The 16,689-nt window shown below is 69.1% G+C and carries 17 protein-coding genes; 9 read left to right on the forward strand and 8 right to left on the reverse strand.

Annotation, left to right across the window (positions count from 1 at the left end):
* Window positions 1-858, reverse strand: a complete 858-nt coding sequence (locus ADL12_RS02750) for a L,D-transpeptidase family protein (protein ID WP_079051804.1) — start codon at window positions 856-858, stop codon at window positions 1-3.
* Window positions 859-1,004: 146 nt separating this feature from the next.
* Here ADL12_RS02750 and ADL12_RS02755 point away from each other — a divergent pair, with 146 nt between their 5' ends.
* Entirely contained in the window at window positions 1,005-1,376 is a 372-nt protein-coding gene (locus ADL12_RS02755; RefSeq protein ID WP_062698086.1) for a holo-ACP synthase, read from the forward strand.
* Between the two features lie 43 nt (window positions 1,377-1,419).
* Here the strand turns inward: ADL12_RS02755 and ADL12_RS02760 are convergent, their stop codons facing one another.
* Window positions 1,420-2,565, reverse strand: coding sequence for a hypothetical protein (locus tag ADL12_RS02760; RefSeq protein ID WP_062698059.1), 1,146 nt, complete (start codon window positions 2,563-2,565; stop codon window positions 1,420-1,422).
* A gap of 198 nt (window positions 2,566-2,763) precedes the next feature.
* Between ADL12_RS02760 and ADL12_RS02765 the strand changes: the two genes are divergently transcribed.
* The 3 genes from ADL12_RS02765 (at window position 2,764) to ADL12_RS02775 (ending at window position 6,838) form a co-directional block, all read left to right on the forward strand.
* A complete protein-coding gene (locus ADL12_RS02765; protein WP_062698061.1) occupies window positions 2,764-4,200 on the forward strand; it encodes a bifunctional ADP-dependent NAD(P)H-hydrate dehydratase/NAD(P)H-hydrate epimerase in 1,437 nt (478 codons plus the stop codon).
* Window positions 4,201-4,245: 45 nt separating this feature from the next.
* On the forward strand, window positions 4,246-5,427 hold the full coding sequence (locus ADL12_RS02770; RefSeq protein WP_062698063.1) for an FAD-dependent monooxygenase: 1,182 nt from the start codon (window positions 4,246-4,248) through the stop codon (window positions 5,425-5,427).
* Between the two features lie 166 nt (window positions 5,428-5,593).
* Window positions 5,594-6,838: a hypothetical protein gene (locus tag ADL12_RS02775; protein ID WP_244187746.1), complete on the forward strand. Its 1,245-nt coding sequence runs from the start codon at window positions 5,594-5,596 to the stop codon at window positions 6,836-6,838.
* A gap of 33 nt (window positions 6,839-6,871) precedes the next feature.
* Here the strand turns inward: ADL12_RS02775 and ADL12_RS02780 are convergent, their stop codons facing one another.
* Window positions 6,872-7,282: an ATP-binding protein gene (locus ADL12_RS02780; RefSeq protein WP_062698065.1), complete on the reverse strand. Its 411-nt coding sequence runs from the start codon at window positions 7,280-7,282 to the stop codon at window positions 6,872-6,874.
* A 195-nt stretch (window positions 7,283-7,477) separates the two neighbouring features.
* Here ADL12_RS02780 and ADL12_RS02785 point away from each other — a divergent pair, with 195 nt between their 5' ends.
* The 3 genes from ADL12_RS02785 to ADL12_RS02795 are packed head-to-tail and all read left to right on the forward strand — an operon-like array spanning window position 7,478 to window position 8,749.
* Entirely contained in the window at window positions 7,478-8,314 is an 837-nt protein-coding gene (locus ADL12_RS02785) for a helix-turn-helix domain-containing protein (protein ID WP_062698067.1), read from the forward strand.
* Between the two features lie 7 nt (window positions 8,315-8,321).
* Window positions 8,322-8,528 carry a DUF397 domain-containing protein gene (locus ADL12_RS02790; RefSeq protein WP_062698069.1) on the forward strand — a complete coding sequence of 69 codons (207 nt, stop codon included), beginning with the start codon at window positions 8,322-8,324 and terminating at the stop codon, window positions 8,526-8,528.
* Window positions 8,528-8,749, forward strand: coding sequence for a DUF397 domain-containing protein (locus tag ADL12_RS02795; RefSeq protein WP_062698071.1), 222 nt, complete (start codon window positions 8,528-8,530; stop codon window positions 8,747-8,749). Before ADL12_RS02790 ends, ADL12_RS02795 begins: the two co-directional genes overlap by 1 nt.
* Here ADL12_RS02795 and glmS read toward each other — a convergent pair.
* Entirely contained in the window at window positions 8,710-10,557 is a 1,848-nt protein-coding gene (gene glmS, locus ADL12_RS02800) for a glutamine--fructose-6-phosphate transaminase (isomerizing) (RefSeq protein ID WP_062698073.1), read from the reverse strand. The two genes, ADL12_RS02795 and glmS, sit on opposite strands and share 40 nt — an antisense overlap.
* A gap of 343 nt (window positions 10,558-10,900) precedes the next feature.
* On the opposite strand from glmS, the gene coaA reads away from it, so the two are divergent.
* Both coaA and ADL12_RS02810 read left to right on the forward strand, forming a co-directional pair.
* Window positions 10,901-11,890: a type I pantothenate kinase gene (gene coaA / locus ADL12_RS02805; RefSeq protein WP_062698075.1), complete on the forward strand. Its 990-nt coding sequence runs from the start codon at window positions 10,901-10,903 to the stop codon at window positions 11,888-11,890.
* Between the two features lie 61 nt (window positions 11,891-11,951).
* The gene (locus tag ADL12_RS02810; RefSeq protein WP_062698090.1) at window positions 11,952-12,899 is read left to right on the forward strand and encodes a DUF389 domain-containing protein; all 948 of its coding nucleotides are present in this window, start codon (window positions 11,952-11,954) and stop codon (window positions 12,897-12,899) included.
* On the opposite strand, the gene ADL12_RS02815 is transcribed toward ADL12_RS02810, so the two are convergent.
* The 4 genes from ADL12_RS02815 to rplM form a co-directional block, all read right to left on the reverse strand.
* Window positions 12,896-13,510, reverse strand: coding sequence for a hypothetical protein (locus ADL12_RS02815; RefSeq protein WP_159053060.1), 615 nt, complete (start codon window positions 13,508-13,510; stop codon window positions 12,896-12,898). The genes ADL12_RS02810 and ADL12_RS02815 overlap by 4 nt on opposite strands.
* A 62-nt stretch (window positions 13,511-13,572) precedes the next feature.
* Window positions 13,573-14,931 (reverse strand): phosphoglucosamine mutase, encoded by a 1,359-nt coding sequence (glmM, locus tag ADL12_RS02820; protein ID WP_062698079.1) that lies wholly within the window; start codon window positions 14,929-14,931, stop codon window positions 13,573-13,575.
* 204 nt (window positions 14,932-15,135) lie between these two features.
* Complete coding sequence (rpsI, locus tag ADL12_RS02825) at window positions 15,136-15,648, reverse strand: 30S ribosomal protein S9 (protein WP_062698081.1); 513 nt, start codon at window positions 15,646-15,648, stop codon at window positions 15,136-15,138.
* A 42-nt stretch (window positions 15,649-15,690) separates the two neighbouring features.
* A complete protein-coding gene (gene rplM, locus ADL12_RS02830) occupies window positions 15,691-16,134 on the reverse strand; it encodes a 50S ribosomal protein L13 (protein ID WP_030046395.1) in 444 nt (147 codons plus the stop codon).
* Window positions 16,135-16,689: the final 555 nt, after the last annotated feature.

The raw sequence follows: 16,689 nt of genomic DNA on the forward strand, positions 1-16,689 counted from the left end.
CTACGCCTCCGGCCGGTGCCCCCACACGTACACGCGGTCGCTCCGCTTCAGCAGACCCCACAGCTCCCGGGCGTCGTCCAGGAGCAGGTTGACGCAGCCCCGCGAGCCGATGGGGGTGAAGATGCTGGCGTAGACGCCGTGGAAGGCCTGTCCCCCGCTGAAGAACTGGGAGTAGGGCATGGGGCTGTTGTACAGCGACGACACATGGTTCTTGTGCCGCCAGTAGACCGCGTGCCACCCGGTGCGCGTCCCGTACCCCTCCCGTCCGCTCCGGATGGGCACGGGCCCGAACACGACATGTTTGCCTTCCTGCACCCAGGTCAGCTGCCGGTCGAGGTCGACACAGACGACCAGGTACCGCCGCACCGGGCACTTCTTGTCGGCGTTCGGGTTCTTCCCGGCGGACACGAGCTGCATGGTGGCCCAGGTCACAGGCCCGGCGAACCCGATGGCGGGCTTGATCTTGTGCTTCACCTGAAAGGCGCGGATGGCCCGGCAGTCGGCGGCCGACTGCTCCCCGTCCACCGGCAGCTTCAGCCACTGCTCGACCTGCCGCTGCCACGGGCCCGTCTCCTCGCTGCACTTCACGCCCCCGAGGGCGTCGATGGGATCGACGTACTCCACGCGGTCGTACGCCTCCTCCGGCGCGTCCTCCGGCTCGACGGCGTCCTCCTCGGCGCTGGGCGTGTACACCTCCGGCGCCGCCGCCTGGTCGGGCGTGTCGGTCTGCCAGAGCGGGAGCGCGTCCAGGCGGATTCCCGGCACGAGTTCGGCCTGCGGTCCGGGATCCGGGGGGACGGGGTCGGCCGAGGCGCTGCCGACGGGCAGCAGCGTGGCCGCGGCAAGTACTACGGCCATACTCCGACATGCGATACGTCCGCTGATCATGCGCACAGAGAAGCGTGAGGCCCTGCTGTGCGGGAGGTGCCGCGCGGCGGCGTCACCCTAACGAGGAGCGGGAGGCCGGCATCGCCGAACGGGCGGCCGACCGTAGGGTGCTCGGCATGAGCATCATCGGGGTCGGTATCGACGTGGCCGAGATCGACAGGTTCGAGGCGGCGCTGCAACGCACACCTGCGCTGGCCGATCGGCTGTTCCTTCAGAGCGAGTTGCTGCTGCCCAGCGGCGAACGCCGGGGCATCGCCTCGCTCGCCGCCCGCTTCGCCGCGAAGGAGGCCCTCGCCAAGGCACTGGGCGCGCCCCCGGGCCTGCTCTGGACGGACGCGGAGGTCTTCGTCGAGGACAGCGGCCGGCCACGCCTGCGGGTGACGGGGACGGTGGCGGCTCGGGCGGCCGAACTGGGCGTACAGTCCTGGCACGTGTCGCTGAGCCACGATGCCGGAGTGGCGTCGGCGGTGGTGGTGGCGGAGGGCTGAGCCACAGGCGCGGGCCGAGGCTCCGCCACCACGCACTCGGCGGTCAGCAGATCGACTGGCTGGTGTTCACGCGGGTGATGTTCCGGAACGTGGTGTTCTCACCACAAGGGCTCTCCCTGATCGCCGAGTTGGTCACGGTCAGGTTCTGGACGGTGATGTCCCGGTTGTTCGGGAACTCGGACCGCGCCGCCAACCGCAGCTCGCCGCCGCCGGTGATGGTGCCGCTCTGGGCGGCGAGGTTGACGTTGTAGCAGTTCTCGATCAGGACCGAGTTGTTGCCGGTGCCCGAGAGGGTGACCCGGTCGATGACGGCCCCGCCGCTCTCGGACACGCAGAACACCCCGCGCCCGCCGCCGCGCGCGATGACCTCGCCCACCCGGATGTTGGTCGGGTAGGAACTCCCCACCCGCCCGTTCCGGTTGGCCATACGGAAGGCGGCGTACCCGGTACCCGCCCCCGCGTTCTCGGCGTCGACCTTGGTGACGGTGGCGTTGATGGTCTGGTTGAGCAGCAGACCCGACTCGCCCACGTTCCGCGCGGTCACCGTCCCGATGGTGATGCCGTCGACGCCGTATGTCTCGACGGCGTGGCTGGAGGCCCCGGAGACGTACACGTTGTCGATCCGGACGTTGCGCGTCCACTGGCTGGTGTCGCCCCGGTTGTCGATCCGCACGCCCAGACCGGCGGACAGCCGCATGTCGATCTGCCCGAGGGCGACGTTCTGCACGTTCCGCAGGAAGATCCCGTACAGCGGGCTGCCGGTGAGGTTCAGGTGCTGGACCTCGACGTCCCGGGTGCCGCGGGAGTAGACGGGAGCCTGGTCGCCGGAACCGCTGCCGGTGACGTTGATGGTGCCGCAGACGTCCAGCACGGTGTAGCTCGGCAGGGAGATGCGCGACCCGGCGGACACGGATCCCGAACCCCGCACCACCACCCGCTCCTTGGCGGTACGCCCGGCGGTGAGGCTGTTGACGGCCGCCTGCACGGCGGCCCGCATGTCACCGCCCGTGTAGACGGTGCTGCTGCCGCGCCGCGCGGTCCAGGTGCTGCCGCTGAGGACGGCTTCGGCCTGGTAGGAGCCTTCGCCGCAGGCGGCGGCCACGGCGGGGGTGGGGGCGGTGAGGGTGCCGATGACGGTGAGGACGGCGGTGGCACCGGCGGCGGCGAGGAGGGCGGCTCCGCGTCCCATGAAGGGGAATCTGCGTCCTATGAATGCGGCTCTGCGTCCCATGAGGGCCTTCCTCTCATAGAACCGATCTCATCGAATCCATTCGACTGAATCGATTCATCCTGTGGGGGCCGGTGAGTTTGGCAAAGGCACGGCAAAGCGTCAATGGATGCGACGAGCTTCGCCGCGTACGGGAGCCCGTACGTAAGACTCGGTCACATGCGGACTGCGTACAGCGTGGAGACGGTAAGGGCGGCCGAGCGGGAGCTGATGGCACGGCTTGCGGACGGGGCACTGATGCAACGGGCGGCGGCCGGACTCGCCGCCGCCTGCGCGGATCTGCTGGGCCGGGTGTACGGCAGCCGGATCGTCCTGCTGGTCGGCAGCGGCGACAACGGCGGCGACGCCCTGTACGCCGGGGCCCGACTGGCCAGGCGCGGGGCGGGAGTTACGGCGATCCTGCTGAAGCCCGAGCGGGCACATGCCGGAGGTCTGGCGGCGCTGCGCCGGGCGGGCGGCAGGACGACGGGAGTCGATGCCGCCGAGGAGTTGATCGAGCGCGCGCATCTGGTCGTCGACGGAATTGTCGGGATCGGCGGCAAGGGCGGGCTCCGTCCGGAGGCGGCACCGCTGGCCGCCGCGGCCGAGCGCTCGCGGGCCGCCGTGGTCGCCGTGGACCTGCCGAGCGGCGTGGACGCGGACACGGGCGAGGTACGCGGCACGGCGCTGCGGGCCGACCTCACCGTCACCTTCGGCACGCACAAGCCGGGGCTGCTGATCGATCCGGCACGGGAGTACGCCGGGGTGGTACGGCTGGTGGACATCGGTCTGGCGCTGCCGAACGACGCGGTGGAGCTGGAGGCGCTGCAACACGACGACGTGGCACGGCTGTTGCCGATGCCGGCGGCCGAGACGGACAAGTACCGCAGGGGCGTCGTCGGCATCGCCGCCGGCTCGGCCCGTTACCCGGGCGCCGCCGTACTGGCGGTCGCGGGGGCGTTGCGGGGCGGGGCGGGGGCCGTACGGTACGTCGGTCCGGCCGGGGACGCGGTCATCACCCGCTTCCCCGAGACGCTGGTGTCGGACCGGGGACCGAAGAAGGCGGGGCGCGTGCAGGCCTGGGTCGTCGGCCCCGGCGCCGGGGACGACGCGGCGACGGTGGCGGAGGTGCTGGCGACGGACGTCCCGGTGCTGATCGACGCGGACGGGCTGCGGCTGGCGGACGCGGAGGCGGTACGGGGCCGTAGGGCACCGACCCTGATGACCCCGCACGCCGGGGAGGCGGCGGCGCTGCTCGGGGTGGCCCGGGAGGAGGTCGAGGGGGCTCGGCTGGCTTCGGTACGGGAGTTGGCGGCGCGGTATTCGGCGACCGTGCTGTTGAAGGGGTCGACGACGCTGGTGGCCGACGTGGGGGGCGCGGGCCCCGTCCGGGTGAACCCGACGGGAACGTCCTGGCTGGCCACGGCCGGGAGCGGGGACGTCCTGTCGGGATTGGCGGGATCGCTGCTGGCGACGGGGCTCCCGGCGCTGGATGCTGCGAGCGTGGCGGCGTATCTCCACGGCCTGTCGGCGAGGTTCGCGGCGGACGGGGCGCCGGTGGGGGCGCATGACGTGGCCGAGGGGATTCCGGGGGCCTGGCGGGATGTACGGGGCTGAGGAGAGGGCGATACGGCGGCGGTCTGCCGCACGGGGCGGCGTCGCATGAGGGCGATCGTCGTCGGGGCGGGCATCGGCGGACTGGCCGCGACGCTGAGCCTGCGCCGGGCGGGTGTCGAAGTGACGCTGGTCGAGCAGACGGCGCGCTTCACGGAGGTGGGCGCCGGAATCCAACTCGCCCCCAACGCCACGCGGGAGCTGCGCCGACTGGACGTGCTGGACGCGGTCGCCGCACAGGCCGCCCGCCCTGCCCACGTGAGCTTCCGCACCTGGTCCAGCGGGGCGGAGATCTGCCGGTACGCGCTGGGCCGCGAGGCGGAGGAGGAGTTCGGGGCGCCGTACTTGGTGGTCCACCGGGCGGATCTGCACAGGGCCTTGGCGCAGGCGGTGCCACGGGAGTCGGTACGCCTGAACACGACGGTCGTCGCCATCGGCCAGGACGACGACTACGCCCAGGTGATGACGGCGACGGGCGAGCGCCTGACCGCGGACCTCGTGGTGGCCGCGGACGGGATCCGGTCCTCGGCCCGCCAGTGGCTCTTCGGCAAGGACGAGGCGGTGTTCTCGGGAACGGCCGCGTACCGGGCCCTGCTCCCCTCGGAGGCGGTGAAGGACTTGGGCCTGCCGCCGCTCGCAGCCTGGCTCGGCCCGGACCGCCACTTCGTCCACTACTGGGTGCGCCGCGGCGAGCTCCTCAACGTCGTGGCCGTGTTCAGCACGGAGGCGGCGGCCCAGGAATCCTGGACCGCTCAGGCCGAACCCGGCGAACAACTGCGCGAGTTCGCCGACTGGGACCCCCGGGTGCTGACCGTCCTCGAACGCGCCGGCCAGGTGTACCGCTACGGCATCTACACCCGCACCCCGCTGAAGCGTTGGAACATCGGCCGCGTGACCCTCCTGGGCGACAGCGCCCACGCGATGGTCCCGTTCCAGGCGCAGGGCGCGGCCCAGGCGATCCTGGACGCGGCGGTACTGGGCGACGTACTCAGCGACGCGAGGCCGGCCGAGGTACCGGACGCCCTGGACCGCTACGCCGGCCGACGGCTGGCGGGCGCCACGAGCATGCAGGCCCGTTCCGCCCAGGCGGGCGGCGAGTTCCACCTGCCGGACGGGCCGGAGGCCGAGGAGCGGAACGCCCGTATGGCGGCGTACGCGGCAGAGCACAGGTTCATGCCGCAGGCGACGGCGTGGAGGGCGGACGCCTTGGACGACCAGCCACGACGGTGACCACGTGAGGCTGGGAAAGATGCCGACTACTGAGGCTTTTGTCGGCTACCCTCCCCGGATGCATGACATAAGTACGCGATCATTAACTCCGCGAACCGGCGGCCGGAGGGTTGCCCGACGTCTGGCAGCCCTGACCGTCGGACTAGCCTCCCTTGCCGCCGGACTCGTGACAGCCCAGCCTGCCGCCGCCGCGAGCGGCCTGACCCCGGTGCCCTACAGCGATCTCAAGCTGTCCCTGAACGCGGAGAAGGACTTCCGCGCACTCGGCGCGGCGGTCCAGGGCGTGGAGTCCCAGTCCGGCGCGGTGAGCAAGGTGAGCGCGCTGAGCGTCGCGCAGTCCAGGCAGCACACCGGTCAGGCCAGCCTCTGCCACAACACCGGCCTGGACGGCTCGCTCAAGTACGACGGGTTCTGCTGGGACAAGGCCGACGACACCTCCAACAGCTGGAGCCCCGCCGGTGGTTGGACCCCGCAGGGTCTGACGGGTTCCCACGACGCGTCTCCGTCCGGGACCGTCGACGGCCACCACCTCTATGTGGCCTCCTGGTACTGGGGCAACGGCCCCGCGGACGCCGACCGCAGCAAGTTCGGCCGGATCAGCATCGCTGAATCCACCGGCACTTCGGTGACATACGGCCACGTCATGCTGGTCCGGCCCACGGGGACGGGGGCGAGCGCCAACTTCACCGAGGTCAAGAACGTCCACGCCGACGGTGTCGTCTGGTACGGCAACAAGCTCTTCGTCGCCAACGGCGGCGAACTCCAGGTCTACGACATGCGCCACCTGTGGAAGATGGACAGCCGCAGCGAGCGTACGGGCATCGTGAACGGGGTGTCGTCCGCCCGCTGGCACGACTACGCCCTGCCCATGGTGGCCCGCTACCAGACGGTCCCCCAGGGCACGAACGTGCGCGCATGCGCTGCCGCCACCGGAAACAAACCCTGTCTGGGCTCCCTCAGTCTGGATCGCAGCAAGACCCCGGACGCGCTCGTCTCCGGTGAGTATCGCGGGCACGACGCCGGAGGCGGCGGGCGCGTCATCCGCTGGAACCTGAACGACGCCACAGCCCTTCCCGAGGCGGACGGCGGCGCGAGCGTCGGCAGTGCCACCGCCGACGCGGCCTATGCGAGCCCCGTCTTCCAGATGCAGGGCGTCGCGACCGACGGCACCTACTACTACATGAGTGGCGAGTGTCCGACCGGCTGGGTTCCGGATCCCGACGCCCCGCACACCTATTCCTGCATCCACCGGGCCAAGGTGGGAGCGGAGCCGCACGTACTCACGAAGTCACCGCCACTCACCCAGAATCTCTCCTACGCTCCCTCGTCCGGGCGGCTATGGGGACTGAACGAGGAGATCAACACCAGCAGCGGCAAGAGGGTCGTCTTCTCCCTCGACCCCACACCCTGACAGCGCGACGGCTGCCTGGATGTGACCATGCACTCAGGCAGCCGAAGTCAGCTCGCACCACACGTACTTGCCCCGGTTGCCGTTTCTGGTCAGCGGCTGCCACCCCCACAGATCGGAACAGGCCCGGACCATCGCCAACCCCCGCCCCTCCTCGGCCTCCGCGAGCTTCTCCAACTCCCGTGGCGGCTCCGGCGGTTCTGGATCCGCATCCCACGCCCCGATCCGCAGCACACCGGCCGACCAGCGCACACGCAGAGCGGCCGGTCCCTTGGTGTGGCGTACGGCGTTGGCGACCAGCTCGGTGGCGAGGAGTTCGGCGGTGTCCGCGAGGCCGATGAGGCCGTGCAGGGTGAGGATGAGCCGGAGGGTGCGGCGGGAGACGGTGACGGCTCGGACGTCGTTCGGGATGTAGAGCGTGTACTCCCAGGGTTCTGTTTCGGACATGGGTGAACTCCGTTCGGGTGGTGGGGGTTGCGCGGTGGCATTGCCGCGGCCGTCATGGCAGGACGGAGCGGTGCGCTTCCGCAGCGTGTGCGTCGCGTCACTGACGGTATGGGTAAATCTAGGGACGCGGCAAGCCGATCGCGTAATCTGACGCCGAACGAGTCGCGCCCACAGGCGCGTTAGGAGGACCAGTCGATGGTGAAGAGGCGCGAACCAACGGCACGCCAGATTCGACTGGCAACTGAACTGCGCAGACTCCGTGAGGCTGCGGGTCTCAACTCCCGCCAGGCAGCCGCGCTGCTCGGCGTGAGCCCCGCCCAGATCACCCATATCGAGTCCGCACTCGCGGGCGTGAGCGAGCAGCGAGTCCGTCGCCTCGCCTCCCACTACGCCTGTACCGACGAGGAGTTCATTGACGCCTTGGCGGCTATGGCTACCGACCGGACATGCGGCTGGTGGGAGAAGTACCGGGGTTTGCTACCCACGCCCTTCTTGGACCTGTCCGAGTTGGAGCACCACGCCCGCTTCCTACGCCACGTGGCAATCCTGTACGTGCCTGGCCTGCTGCAGACGGAGGATTACTCGCGAGCCGTCTTCTCGTCCAGGCTGCCAGAACTGACCGATGACGAAGCCGAGTTGCGCATCCAACATCGAAAGGCGCGTCAGGAGTTCACCATCCCGTACCAAGCGGTGATCCACGAGGCGGCACTTCGAATCCGAGTCAGCGACCGTGCCGCGGCAAGGGCCCAACTCGCCCGACTCCTAGAGCTCTCCGAAGCCGACCACATCACCGTGCGCGTCATCCCCTTCGACCTGGACGGCTTCGCGACAGCCTCCAGCACGATGACCTACGTGGACGGCCCCCTACCCAAGCTGGACACCGTGGTGCGCGATGCACCCCATGGCTCGATCCTTATCGATTCTGAAGCTCAGCTCAACGTTTATCGAACGCGCTTCCGTAAGGTGGAGGCTGTATCACTCGAACCTGAACCGTCGCGTGACTTCATCCACAAGCTGGCGAAAGAGTTGTGAGGCACCCATGACCACCTCCGACAACTGGCGGAAGTCGTCCTACTCGGGCGAGGGCGACGGCAACGAATGTGTAGAGATCGCGAACTCCCCCACCCACATCGCCATCCGCGACTCAAAGGCCCCGGCCCGGGCAACCCTCACCTTCCCGACCGGAGCCTTCACCCCCTTCATCGAGGCTCTGAAGACCGCGCCCCGCTCAACCGTCACCGACTAATGAACACCCCTGACACCTGGCGCAAGTCGTCCTACTCAGGCGAGGGCGACGGCAACGACTGCGTGGAGATCGCGAACACCCCCGCCCACGTGGCCGTCCGCGACTCAAAGGCCCCGGCCTACGGCACCCTCACCTTCCCGACCGGAGCCTTCGCAGCCTTCCTAGACGACCTGAAGTCGGCTCACTCCACCGTCACCGACTTCGCCAGGTTCCGAGGCTGATCCACCTCGTTCCCCCGAGCGGTGGCCAGCTCGCACGCGAAGACCTGAAGCGGCACCGTAGCCACCAGCGGCTGAAGCAAAGTCGGAGTCGCCGGAATCCAGATCAAGTGATCCGCATACGGCACCACCGCCTCATCCCCCTCCTCCGCGATCACGATCGTCCGAGCACCCCGAGCCCGAATCTCCTGGATGTTGGACACGATCTTGTCGTGCAGCACAGACCGCCCCCGAGGTGAAGGCACCACGACCACCACCGGCAGATCGTCCTCGATCAGGGCGATAGGCCCGTGCTTCAGCTCCCCCGCCGCAAACCCCTCGGCGTGCATATAGGCAAGTTCCTTCAGCTTCAGCGCACCTTCCAGCGCCACCGGATATCCCACATGCCGCCCAAGGAACAGCACCGTGTTCTTGTGGGCCAGGCTCCGCGCCAGCGCCCGCACCGGCTCCATGGTCTCCAGCACCCGCTCGACCTCACCGGAGATCTGCGACAGGTCCCGGATCACCGCATGGATCTCGTCCCCCCACTTGGTGCCCCGCACCTGCCCCAGATACAGCGCGACGAGATAGCAGGCCACGAGCTGCGTCAGAAACGCCTTCGTCGAAGCAACCGCGACCTCGGGCCCGGCATGCGTATAAAGCACCGCATCCGACTCACGCGGAATCGTCGACCCGTTGGTGTTGCAGATTGCCAGCACCCGGGCTCCCTGCTCACGCGCATGCCGTAGCGCCATCAGCGTGTCCATGGTCTCGCCGGACTGGGAGATGGCGATGACGAGCGTCTGCTGATCGAGGATCGGATCCCGGTACCGAAACTCACTGGCCAGCTCCACCTCACACGGAATCCGCGTCCAGTGCTCGATGGCGTACTTGGCAATCAACCCGGCGTGAAAGGCCGTACCGCACGCAACAATCACAACCTTGTCGACTTCCCGCAGCTCGGAGGCGCTGATCCGGACCTCGTCCAGCGTCAGGGAGCCGGCGGCGTCGATGCGCCCCAGCAAGGTATCGGCGACAGCCTTGGGCTGCTCGGCGATCTCCTTGAGCATGAAGTAGTCATAGCCCCCCTTTTCCGCGGCGGCGGCGTCCCAGTCGACGCGATACGACCGCACATCCGCCGGCCGCCCGTCGAACCCGGTGACGGTCACCCCGTCCCGCCGCAGCTCGACCACCTGGTCCTGCCCCAGCTCGATCGCCGACCGCGTATGGGCGATGAACGCGGCGACGTCCGAGGCAAGAAAGGCCTCACCCTCCCCAACGCCCACCACCAGCGGCGAGTTCCGCCGCGCCCCCACCACCACATCGGGCTCGTCCGCATGCACGGCGACCAGCGTGAACGCCCCCTCCAGCCGCCGGCACACCAGCCGCATGGCCTCGGCGAGGTCGGCACAGGCCGAGAACTCCTCGGCGAGCAGGTGCGCGACCACCTCGGTGTCCGTCTCGGAGGCCAGCTCATGCCCCCGCTCCTCCAACTCGGCCCGAAGCGCGGCGAAGTTCTCGATGATCCCGTTGTGCACGACGGCCACGCGCCCGGCGTTGTCGAGGTGCGGATGCGCGTTGGCATCCGTCGGCCCGCCGTGCGTGGCCCACCGCGTGTGCCCGATGCCGGTCGCCCCCGTCGGCAGCGGCCGCTCCGTCAGTTCCTTCTCCAGGTTGACGAACTTGCCCGCCTTCTTCGCGGCCGCCAACCCCCCGTCCGCCAGCACGGCGACACCCGCCGAGTCGTACCCCCGGTACTCCAGCCGCTTCAGCCCGGCCATCACGATCTCGAGCGCCGACTGCGACCCCACGTATCCCACGATTCCGCACATGCGCGGCAGCCTACGACCGAACTCCGCCCAGAAAAGGCCGTAGCGTGCCCGATTTCGGAAATTTCCACTGGGTGCGCGTGCCGCGACGGGCGACTCACCATGACCGTCGAAAATCAGCCATCTCCGTGAGCCTCGAACGCCGGACTTACACGACCCATCCACAGCTGCCACACAAGCGAGCGGGGGAGCAGGCCGGCGCGGGACGCGCGGACCCGAAACCCGGCCGGGTGCTCCCCGGCGGGGCTTCATCCACTCCCCCGGAGCCTGCTGACACCCGCCTGCTGACACCCCAACGTGACCCACCCCACCCCCCACCCCGTTCAAACAGCGTTAACAATGGACTGTGATCTCTCCGGTCTCCTCGATACCCCGGAGCGCCCACCGGCAGCGGCCGGAGGCGACTCCCTACGTCGACCTCACCCGCTCCGAGTGGAGTGCGCTGCGCGACAAGACCCCGCTGCCGCTCACCGCGGAAGAGGTCGAGAAGCTGCGCGGCCTCGGTGACGTCATCGACCTCGACGAGGTCCGCGACATCTACCTCCCGCTCTCCCGCCTCCTCAACCTCTACGTAGGCGCCACCGACGGCCTGCGCGGCGCCCTGAACACCTTCCTCGGCGAACAGGGCTCCCAGTCCGGCACCCCGTTCGTCATAGGAGTCGCCGGCTCCGTCGCCGTAGGAAAGTCCACGGTCGCCCGCCTCCTGCAGGCCCTGCTCTCCCGCTGGCCCGAGCACCCGCGCGTCGAGCTGGTCACGACGGACGGCTTCCTGCTCCCCACCAAGGAGCTCCAGGCCCGCGGCCTGATGTCGCGGAAGGGTTTCCCCGAGTCCTTCGACCGCCGCGCCCTGACCCGCTTCGTCGCCGACATCAAGGCGGGCAAGGACGAGGTCACGGCCCCCGTCTACTCCCACCTGATCTACGACATCGTCCCCGACCAGCGGCTCACGGTCCGCCGCCCCGACATCCTGATCGTCGAGGGCCTGAACGTCCTGCAGCCCGCCCTCCCCGGCAAGGACGGCCGCACCCGGGTCGGCCTCGCGGACTACTTCGACTTCAGCGTGTACGTCGACGCCCGCACCGAGGACATCGAGCGCTGGTACCTCAACCGCTTCAAGCGGCTGCGCGAGACGGCTTTCCAGAACCCCTCCTCGTACTTCCGCAAATACACCCAGGTCTCCGAGGAGGAGGCCCTCGACTACGCCCGCACGATGTGGCGCACGATCAACAAGCCCAACCTCGTCGAGAACATCGCCCCCACCCGAGGCCGCGCCACCCTCGTCGTCCGCAAGGGCCCGGACCACAAGGTCCAGCGCCTGAGCCTGCGCAAGCTGTAGGGCCCCGCCAGACAAGCCCTGGGGCCGCAAGGCCGAGACGCGGGCCTGTTAGATGGACGCCATGCTGCATCTGCGCCTGATCACCCCGGCCGACAAGACCCACGACGTGGTCCGCCTGATCGAGAAGATGGTCGGCACCACACACCTCGTCGTGCTGCCGGGCGCCGCCCGCAACCCTGCCGGGGACGTCGTCCTGTGCGACGTGGCGCGCGAGGCGGGTGACGAACTTCTGAGCAGGCTGCAGGGGTTGGACCTCGACAAGTCCGGCTCCATCGCCGTCGAGAACATCGACCTGTCACTGTCCAGGCGCGCCGACAAGGCCGAGGCGGAGGCCCCCGGCGAGGGCGCGGACGCGGTGCTGTGGGAGCACCTCACGGACGCGACGCACGAGGAGTCCACCCTCTCCATCACCTACCTGGCCTTCATCACGCTCGCCACGATGATCGCGGCGTGCGGTGTGGTGCTCGACAACGCGATCCTGATCGTGGGCGCGATGGCGGTCGGCCCGGAGTTCGGACCGCTGGCGGGCATCTGTACGGCCTCGGTGAAACGGGCTCCGCGCCTGGCGCTGCGCTCACTGATCGCCCTGCTGGTCGGCTTCGCCGTCGCGATGGCAGCGACGGTGGCCTTCAGCTACTTCATGGACGCCGTCGGCCTGTTCACCGAGGCCAAACTGGAGGCCGAACGGCCCAACACCGGGTTCATCTACGCCCCCGACTGGTTCTCCTTCGTCGTGGCGATCCTCGCCGGCGCCGCCGGCACCCTCTCCCTGACGTCCGCCAAGTCCGGCGCCCTGGTCGGCGTCGCCATCTCCGTGACGACGGTCCCGGCCGCCGCGAACGCCGCAGTGGCCCTGATCTACGACGACGCCAAGCAGACCTGGCTCTCGACGGGCCAGCTGCTCCTGAACCTGCTGGGCATCGTCCTGGCCGGCACCCTCACGCTCCTGGCCCAGAAGTGGCTGTGGGCCAGGCAGCGTGAGCGTCAGGCGAAGGCCGGCGGCGTCTAGGAGATGTAACGCGCTTCGCAGCCCGTGCCGATCACGTCACCGGGGTTGGCGAACACCACGTCCGAACCGAGGCCACAGGTGGACACGATGTCGTTGTTGGGCGTGTCGTCGTCCACACCGATCGTGTCGTTGCCGCTGCCGGTCTCCACGATGTCGGCGCCCGAGCCGGCATCGACGACGGTGCGGATACCGATGCTCGTCCCATGGAACTGGTCACCCCCGTCACCCAGCCCGACCGCGAGCCGGCTGACGGGGAGGGGACAGTTGACATTGAAGAAGTCCACCTGGGAGCAACCCGGTCCCGCCGCGACGCCCGTGGTGTCCATGAGCCTCAGATTGGTGCCGACGACGGTGGCCGTCACATTGTTCGCGAAGCCGGCCCGCGCACTGAGACCGACGGTGCCGAAAAAACGAAACGCAGTGGAACCGGGGGTCTGGGCCGCGGCCGGGGTGGCGAGCGCGGGGACGACGAGACCGACGGCCAGGGCCGGAACAGCCGCTCGCTTCAGGATGCTGCTCACGATCTTCATGCGGTGTCTCTCTCTTTCGTCGAGGCAGGGCGCCAAGCAGAGCCCCCCTCGACGAAAGTGAAACAACCAGTCACGGCGCACGCACCCTTTGTTACGCCGCCGGAGCGGAACTCAGTCCCCACCCCGCACGGCGTCCCGTGGAACTACCCCAGCGCCGACTTCACCGCATCGGCAAGCCGCCCGGCGACCGACCGCGCCTGGTCGATGTCGGCGGCCTCGACCATCACACGCACCAACGGCTCGGTCCCCGAAGGCCGAAGCAGCACCCGCCCGGTCTCCCCCAGCTCCCGCTCCGCCTCGGCGACGGCGGCGGCGAGGTCGGCCGACGTCTTGACCCGCGCCTTGTCCACGTCAGGCACATTGATCAGCACCTGCGGCAGCCGCTCCATCACCGACGCGAGATCCCGCAGCGTACGCCCGGTCTGCGCGACGCGCGCGGCCAGCAGCAGCCCGGTCAGCGTGCCGTCACCGGTCGTGGCGTGATCCAGCACGATCACATGCCCGGACTGCTCGCCACCCAGCGCGAAGCCCTTCTCCTTCATCTCCTCCAGCACATACCGGTCGCCGACCGCGGTCTGCACGAGGTGGATCCCCTCGCGCTCCATCGCCAGCTTGAAGCCGAGGTTGGACATGACGGTCGCCACCACGGTGTCGGACCGCAGAGCGGACCGCTCCCGCATCCCCAGCGCGAGCACGGCGAGGATCTGGTCGCCGTCGACCTCCTGGCCGGTGTGGTCCACGGCGAGGCAACGGTCGGCGTCCCCGTCGTGCGCGATACCGAGGGCGGCACCCTGCTCGACGACGGCGGCCTTCAGCTTGTCCAGGTGCGTGGACCCGCAACCGTCATTGATGTTGAGCCCGTCCGGCTCGGCACCGATGGTGACGACCTCGGCCCCGGCCCGCGTGAACACCTCCGGCGACACGCGCGCCGCGGCACCGTGCGCCTCGTCGAGGACGATCTTCAGCCCGTCCAGCCGGTTGGGCAGTACGTCCAGGAGGTGGGCGACGTAGTCCTCGAACCCCTCGTCGTACGACCGCACACGCCCGACATCCGCACCCGTCGGCCGCTCCCACGGCTCACCGTGCCGGTGCTCGTCGTAGACGGCCTCGATACGGTCCTCCAGCTCGTCGTCGAGCTTGTGCCCGCCGCGCGCGAGGAACTTGACGCCGTTGTCCGGCATGGCGTTGTGGCTGGCGGAGAGCATGACGCCGAGGTCGGCGCCGAGCGATCCCGTCAGAAAGGCCACCGCCGGTGTCGGCAGCACACCGACCCGCAGCACATCGACACCCGCACTCGCCAGACCGGCCACCACGGCGGCCTCCAGGAACTCCCCGGACGCGCGCGGGTCCCGTCCGACCACCGCCTTCGGCCGGTGGCCCTCGAAGGTGCCCGCCTCGGCCAGCACGTGTGCCGCCGCCACGGACAGACCGAGCGCCATCTCGGCCGTCAGATCCGCGTTGGCGACGCCACGCACGCCGTCCGTGCCGAAGAGTCGTCCCACTTGTCCTCCTGAGGAAGCGTCAGTTTCCGGAGATCGTCCGATAGTCCCATCGCTCGATCACACGAGCTGATGGACACAGGGGCACACGAGCACACCAGCCTTTGAGCACCTTGTGCCGTTATACGCCCAAGCCTGTGAGAAAACGAACGCCCCGGCGGCACTGTGGCGTGCCGCCGGGGCGTTCGGACGTACAGGCAGCGAAGCTTAGCGCTTGCTGTACTGCGGAGCCTTGCGGGCCTTCTTCAGACCGGCCTTCTTGCGCTCGACCGCACGGTCGTCGCGCTTGAGGAAGCCGGCCTTCTTCAGCGCGCCGCGGTTGTTGTCGACGTCGGCCTCGTTCAGCGCACGGGCGACACCGAGACGGAGCGCACCGGCCTGACCGGAGACACCGCCACCGGCGATGCGGGCGATGACGTCGTAGCGACCTTCGAGCTCAAGAACCTTGAACGGCTCGTTGACCTCCTGCTGGTGCACCTTGTTCGGGAAGTAGTCCTCGAGCGTACGCCCGTTGATCTTCCACTTGCCGGTGCCCGGCACAATGCGAACGCGCGCGATGGCGTTCTTACGACGACCCAGGCCGGCGGCGGGCTGGGGCTCACCGAAGCGCGAGGCGACGGACTCGGAGGTGTACTCACCCTCCACCGGAACCTCGGACTCGGTGGTGTAGCTGTCGATGTCAAGCTCTTCGAGCGGCTGCTCGGCAGTGGTCTCGGCCACGATTCTCCTCAGATTCTCTTCAGGCTTAGGGGGTGGCCGGACTTACTGCGCGACCTGGGTGATCTCGTACGGCTGCGGCTGCTGCGCGCCGTGCGGGTGCTGGTCACCCTTGTAGACCTTCAGCTTCGAGAGCATCTGACGGCCCAGAGTGTTCTTGGGGAGCATGCCCTTGACGGCCTTCTCGATGGCCTTCTCGGGGTTCTTGTCGAGGAGCTCGTCGTAACGGACGGAGCGCAGACCACCCGGGTAGCCGGAGTGGCGGTACGCCATCTTCTGAGTCCGCTTGTTGCCGGACAGGTGCACCTTGTCGGCGTTGATGATGATGACGAAGTCACCGGTGTCGACGTGGGGCGCGTAGATCGGCTTGTGCTTGCCCCGCAGGATGGAGGCGGCGGTGCTGGCGAGACGGCCCAGGACAACGTCCTGAGCGTCAATGACGTGCCACTGGCGCGTCACATCGCCGGGCTTGGGGCTGTACGTACGCACGGTTCGTAGCCTTCGCTTCGAGTGAATGGTCCTGAACAGGTCACCGAAACGATCACGACAGCCTGGACCGCACGGCGGCGACGCATACCGCGTACGTGGGGTCGCTGGTCATCGGCCCGGTGGACCGGTGTAAGGGCCCGTCCCGTGAGAATGAGCAAGCCAATACACAACGAACATGCAGGATACCTGCGGCGCCCGGGCCGGGTCAAAACGGGTCGCTGCGACCCGCCCTGCAGTCCGACACCCAGCGTAGACGCCCCGCCCGGGGACTACCGCCCCCAGCCCCGCTTCCCTCGGACACCGGACGGGCCGGGTTGCCTGGACCGTCGCTCGGAAGCGGACGTCCATGCCGAACGTGACGATCAGCGACCCGGCGCTGTGGACCGGCAGAGGCTTACGCCCAGCCCCGGGCACCGGCTTCCACGCGGGAAGCTCCCCGGGGCCACCGTGGAGCGACACCGACCACCTCCCGGGCAGGCTCCCACGCGGGAAGCACCCCGGGATCACCGCGAGGCATCACCGACCACCTCCCGGGCAGGCTCCCACGCGGGAAGC

Origin of the sequence: Streptomyces regalis, from assembly GCF_001509475.1 — a bacterium.
Taxonomy (GTDB): domain Bacteria; phylum Actinomycetota; class Actinomycetes; order Streptomycetales; family Streptomycetaceae; genus Streptomyces; species Streptomyces regalis.

What these genes read in the sequence shown, in the direction of transcription:
- ADL12_RS02750 (WP_079051804.1), bottom strand. Translation starts at nt 858, where the DNA reads ATGGCCGTAGTACTTGCCGCGGCCACGCTGCTGCCCGTCGGCAGCGCC.
- ADL12_RS02755 (WP_062698086.1), top strand. Translation starts at nt 1,005, where the DNA reads ATGAGCATCATCGGGGTCGGTATCGACGTGGCCGAGATCGACAGGTTC.
- ADL12_RS02760 (WP_062698059.1), bottom strand. Translation starts at nt 2,565, where the DNA reads ATGGGACGCGGAGCCGCCCTCCTCGCCGCCGCCGGTGCCACCGCCGTC.
- ADL12_RS02765 (WP_062698061.1), top strand. Translation starts at nt 2,764, where the DNA reads ATGCGGACTGCGTACAGCGTGGAGACGGTAAGGGCGGCCGAGCGGGAG.
- ADL12_RS02770 (WP_062698063.1), top strand. Translation starts at nt 4,246, where the DNA reads ATGAGGGCGATCGTCGTCGGGGCGGGCATCGGCGGACTGGCCGCGACG.
- ADL12_RS02780 (WP_062698065.1), bottom strand. Translation starts at nt 7,282, where the DNA reads ATGTCCGAAACAGAACCCTGGGAGTACACGCTCTACATCCCGAACGAC.
- ADL12_RS02785 (WP_062698067.1), top strand. Translation starts at nt 7,478, where the DNA reads ATGGTGAAGAGGCGCGAACCAACGGCACGCCAGATTCGACTGGCAACT.
- ADL12_RS02790 (WP_062698069.1), top strand. Translation starts at nt 8,322, where the DNA reads ATGACCACCTCCGACAACTGGCGGAAGTCGTCCTACTCGGGCGAGGGC.
- ADL12_RS02795 (WP_062698071.1), top strand. Translation starts at nt 8,528, where the DNA reads ATGAACACCCCTGACACCTGGCGCAAGTCGTCCTACTCAGGCGAGGGC.
- glmS (WP_062698073.1), bottom strand. Translation starts at nt 10,557, where the DNA reads ATGTGCGGAATCGTGGGATACGTGGGGTCGCAGTCGGCGCTCGAGATC.
- ADL12_RS02810 (WP_062698090.1), top strand. Translation starts at nt 11,952, where the DNA reads ATGCTGCATCTGCGCCTGATCACCCCGGCCGACAAGACCCACGACGTG.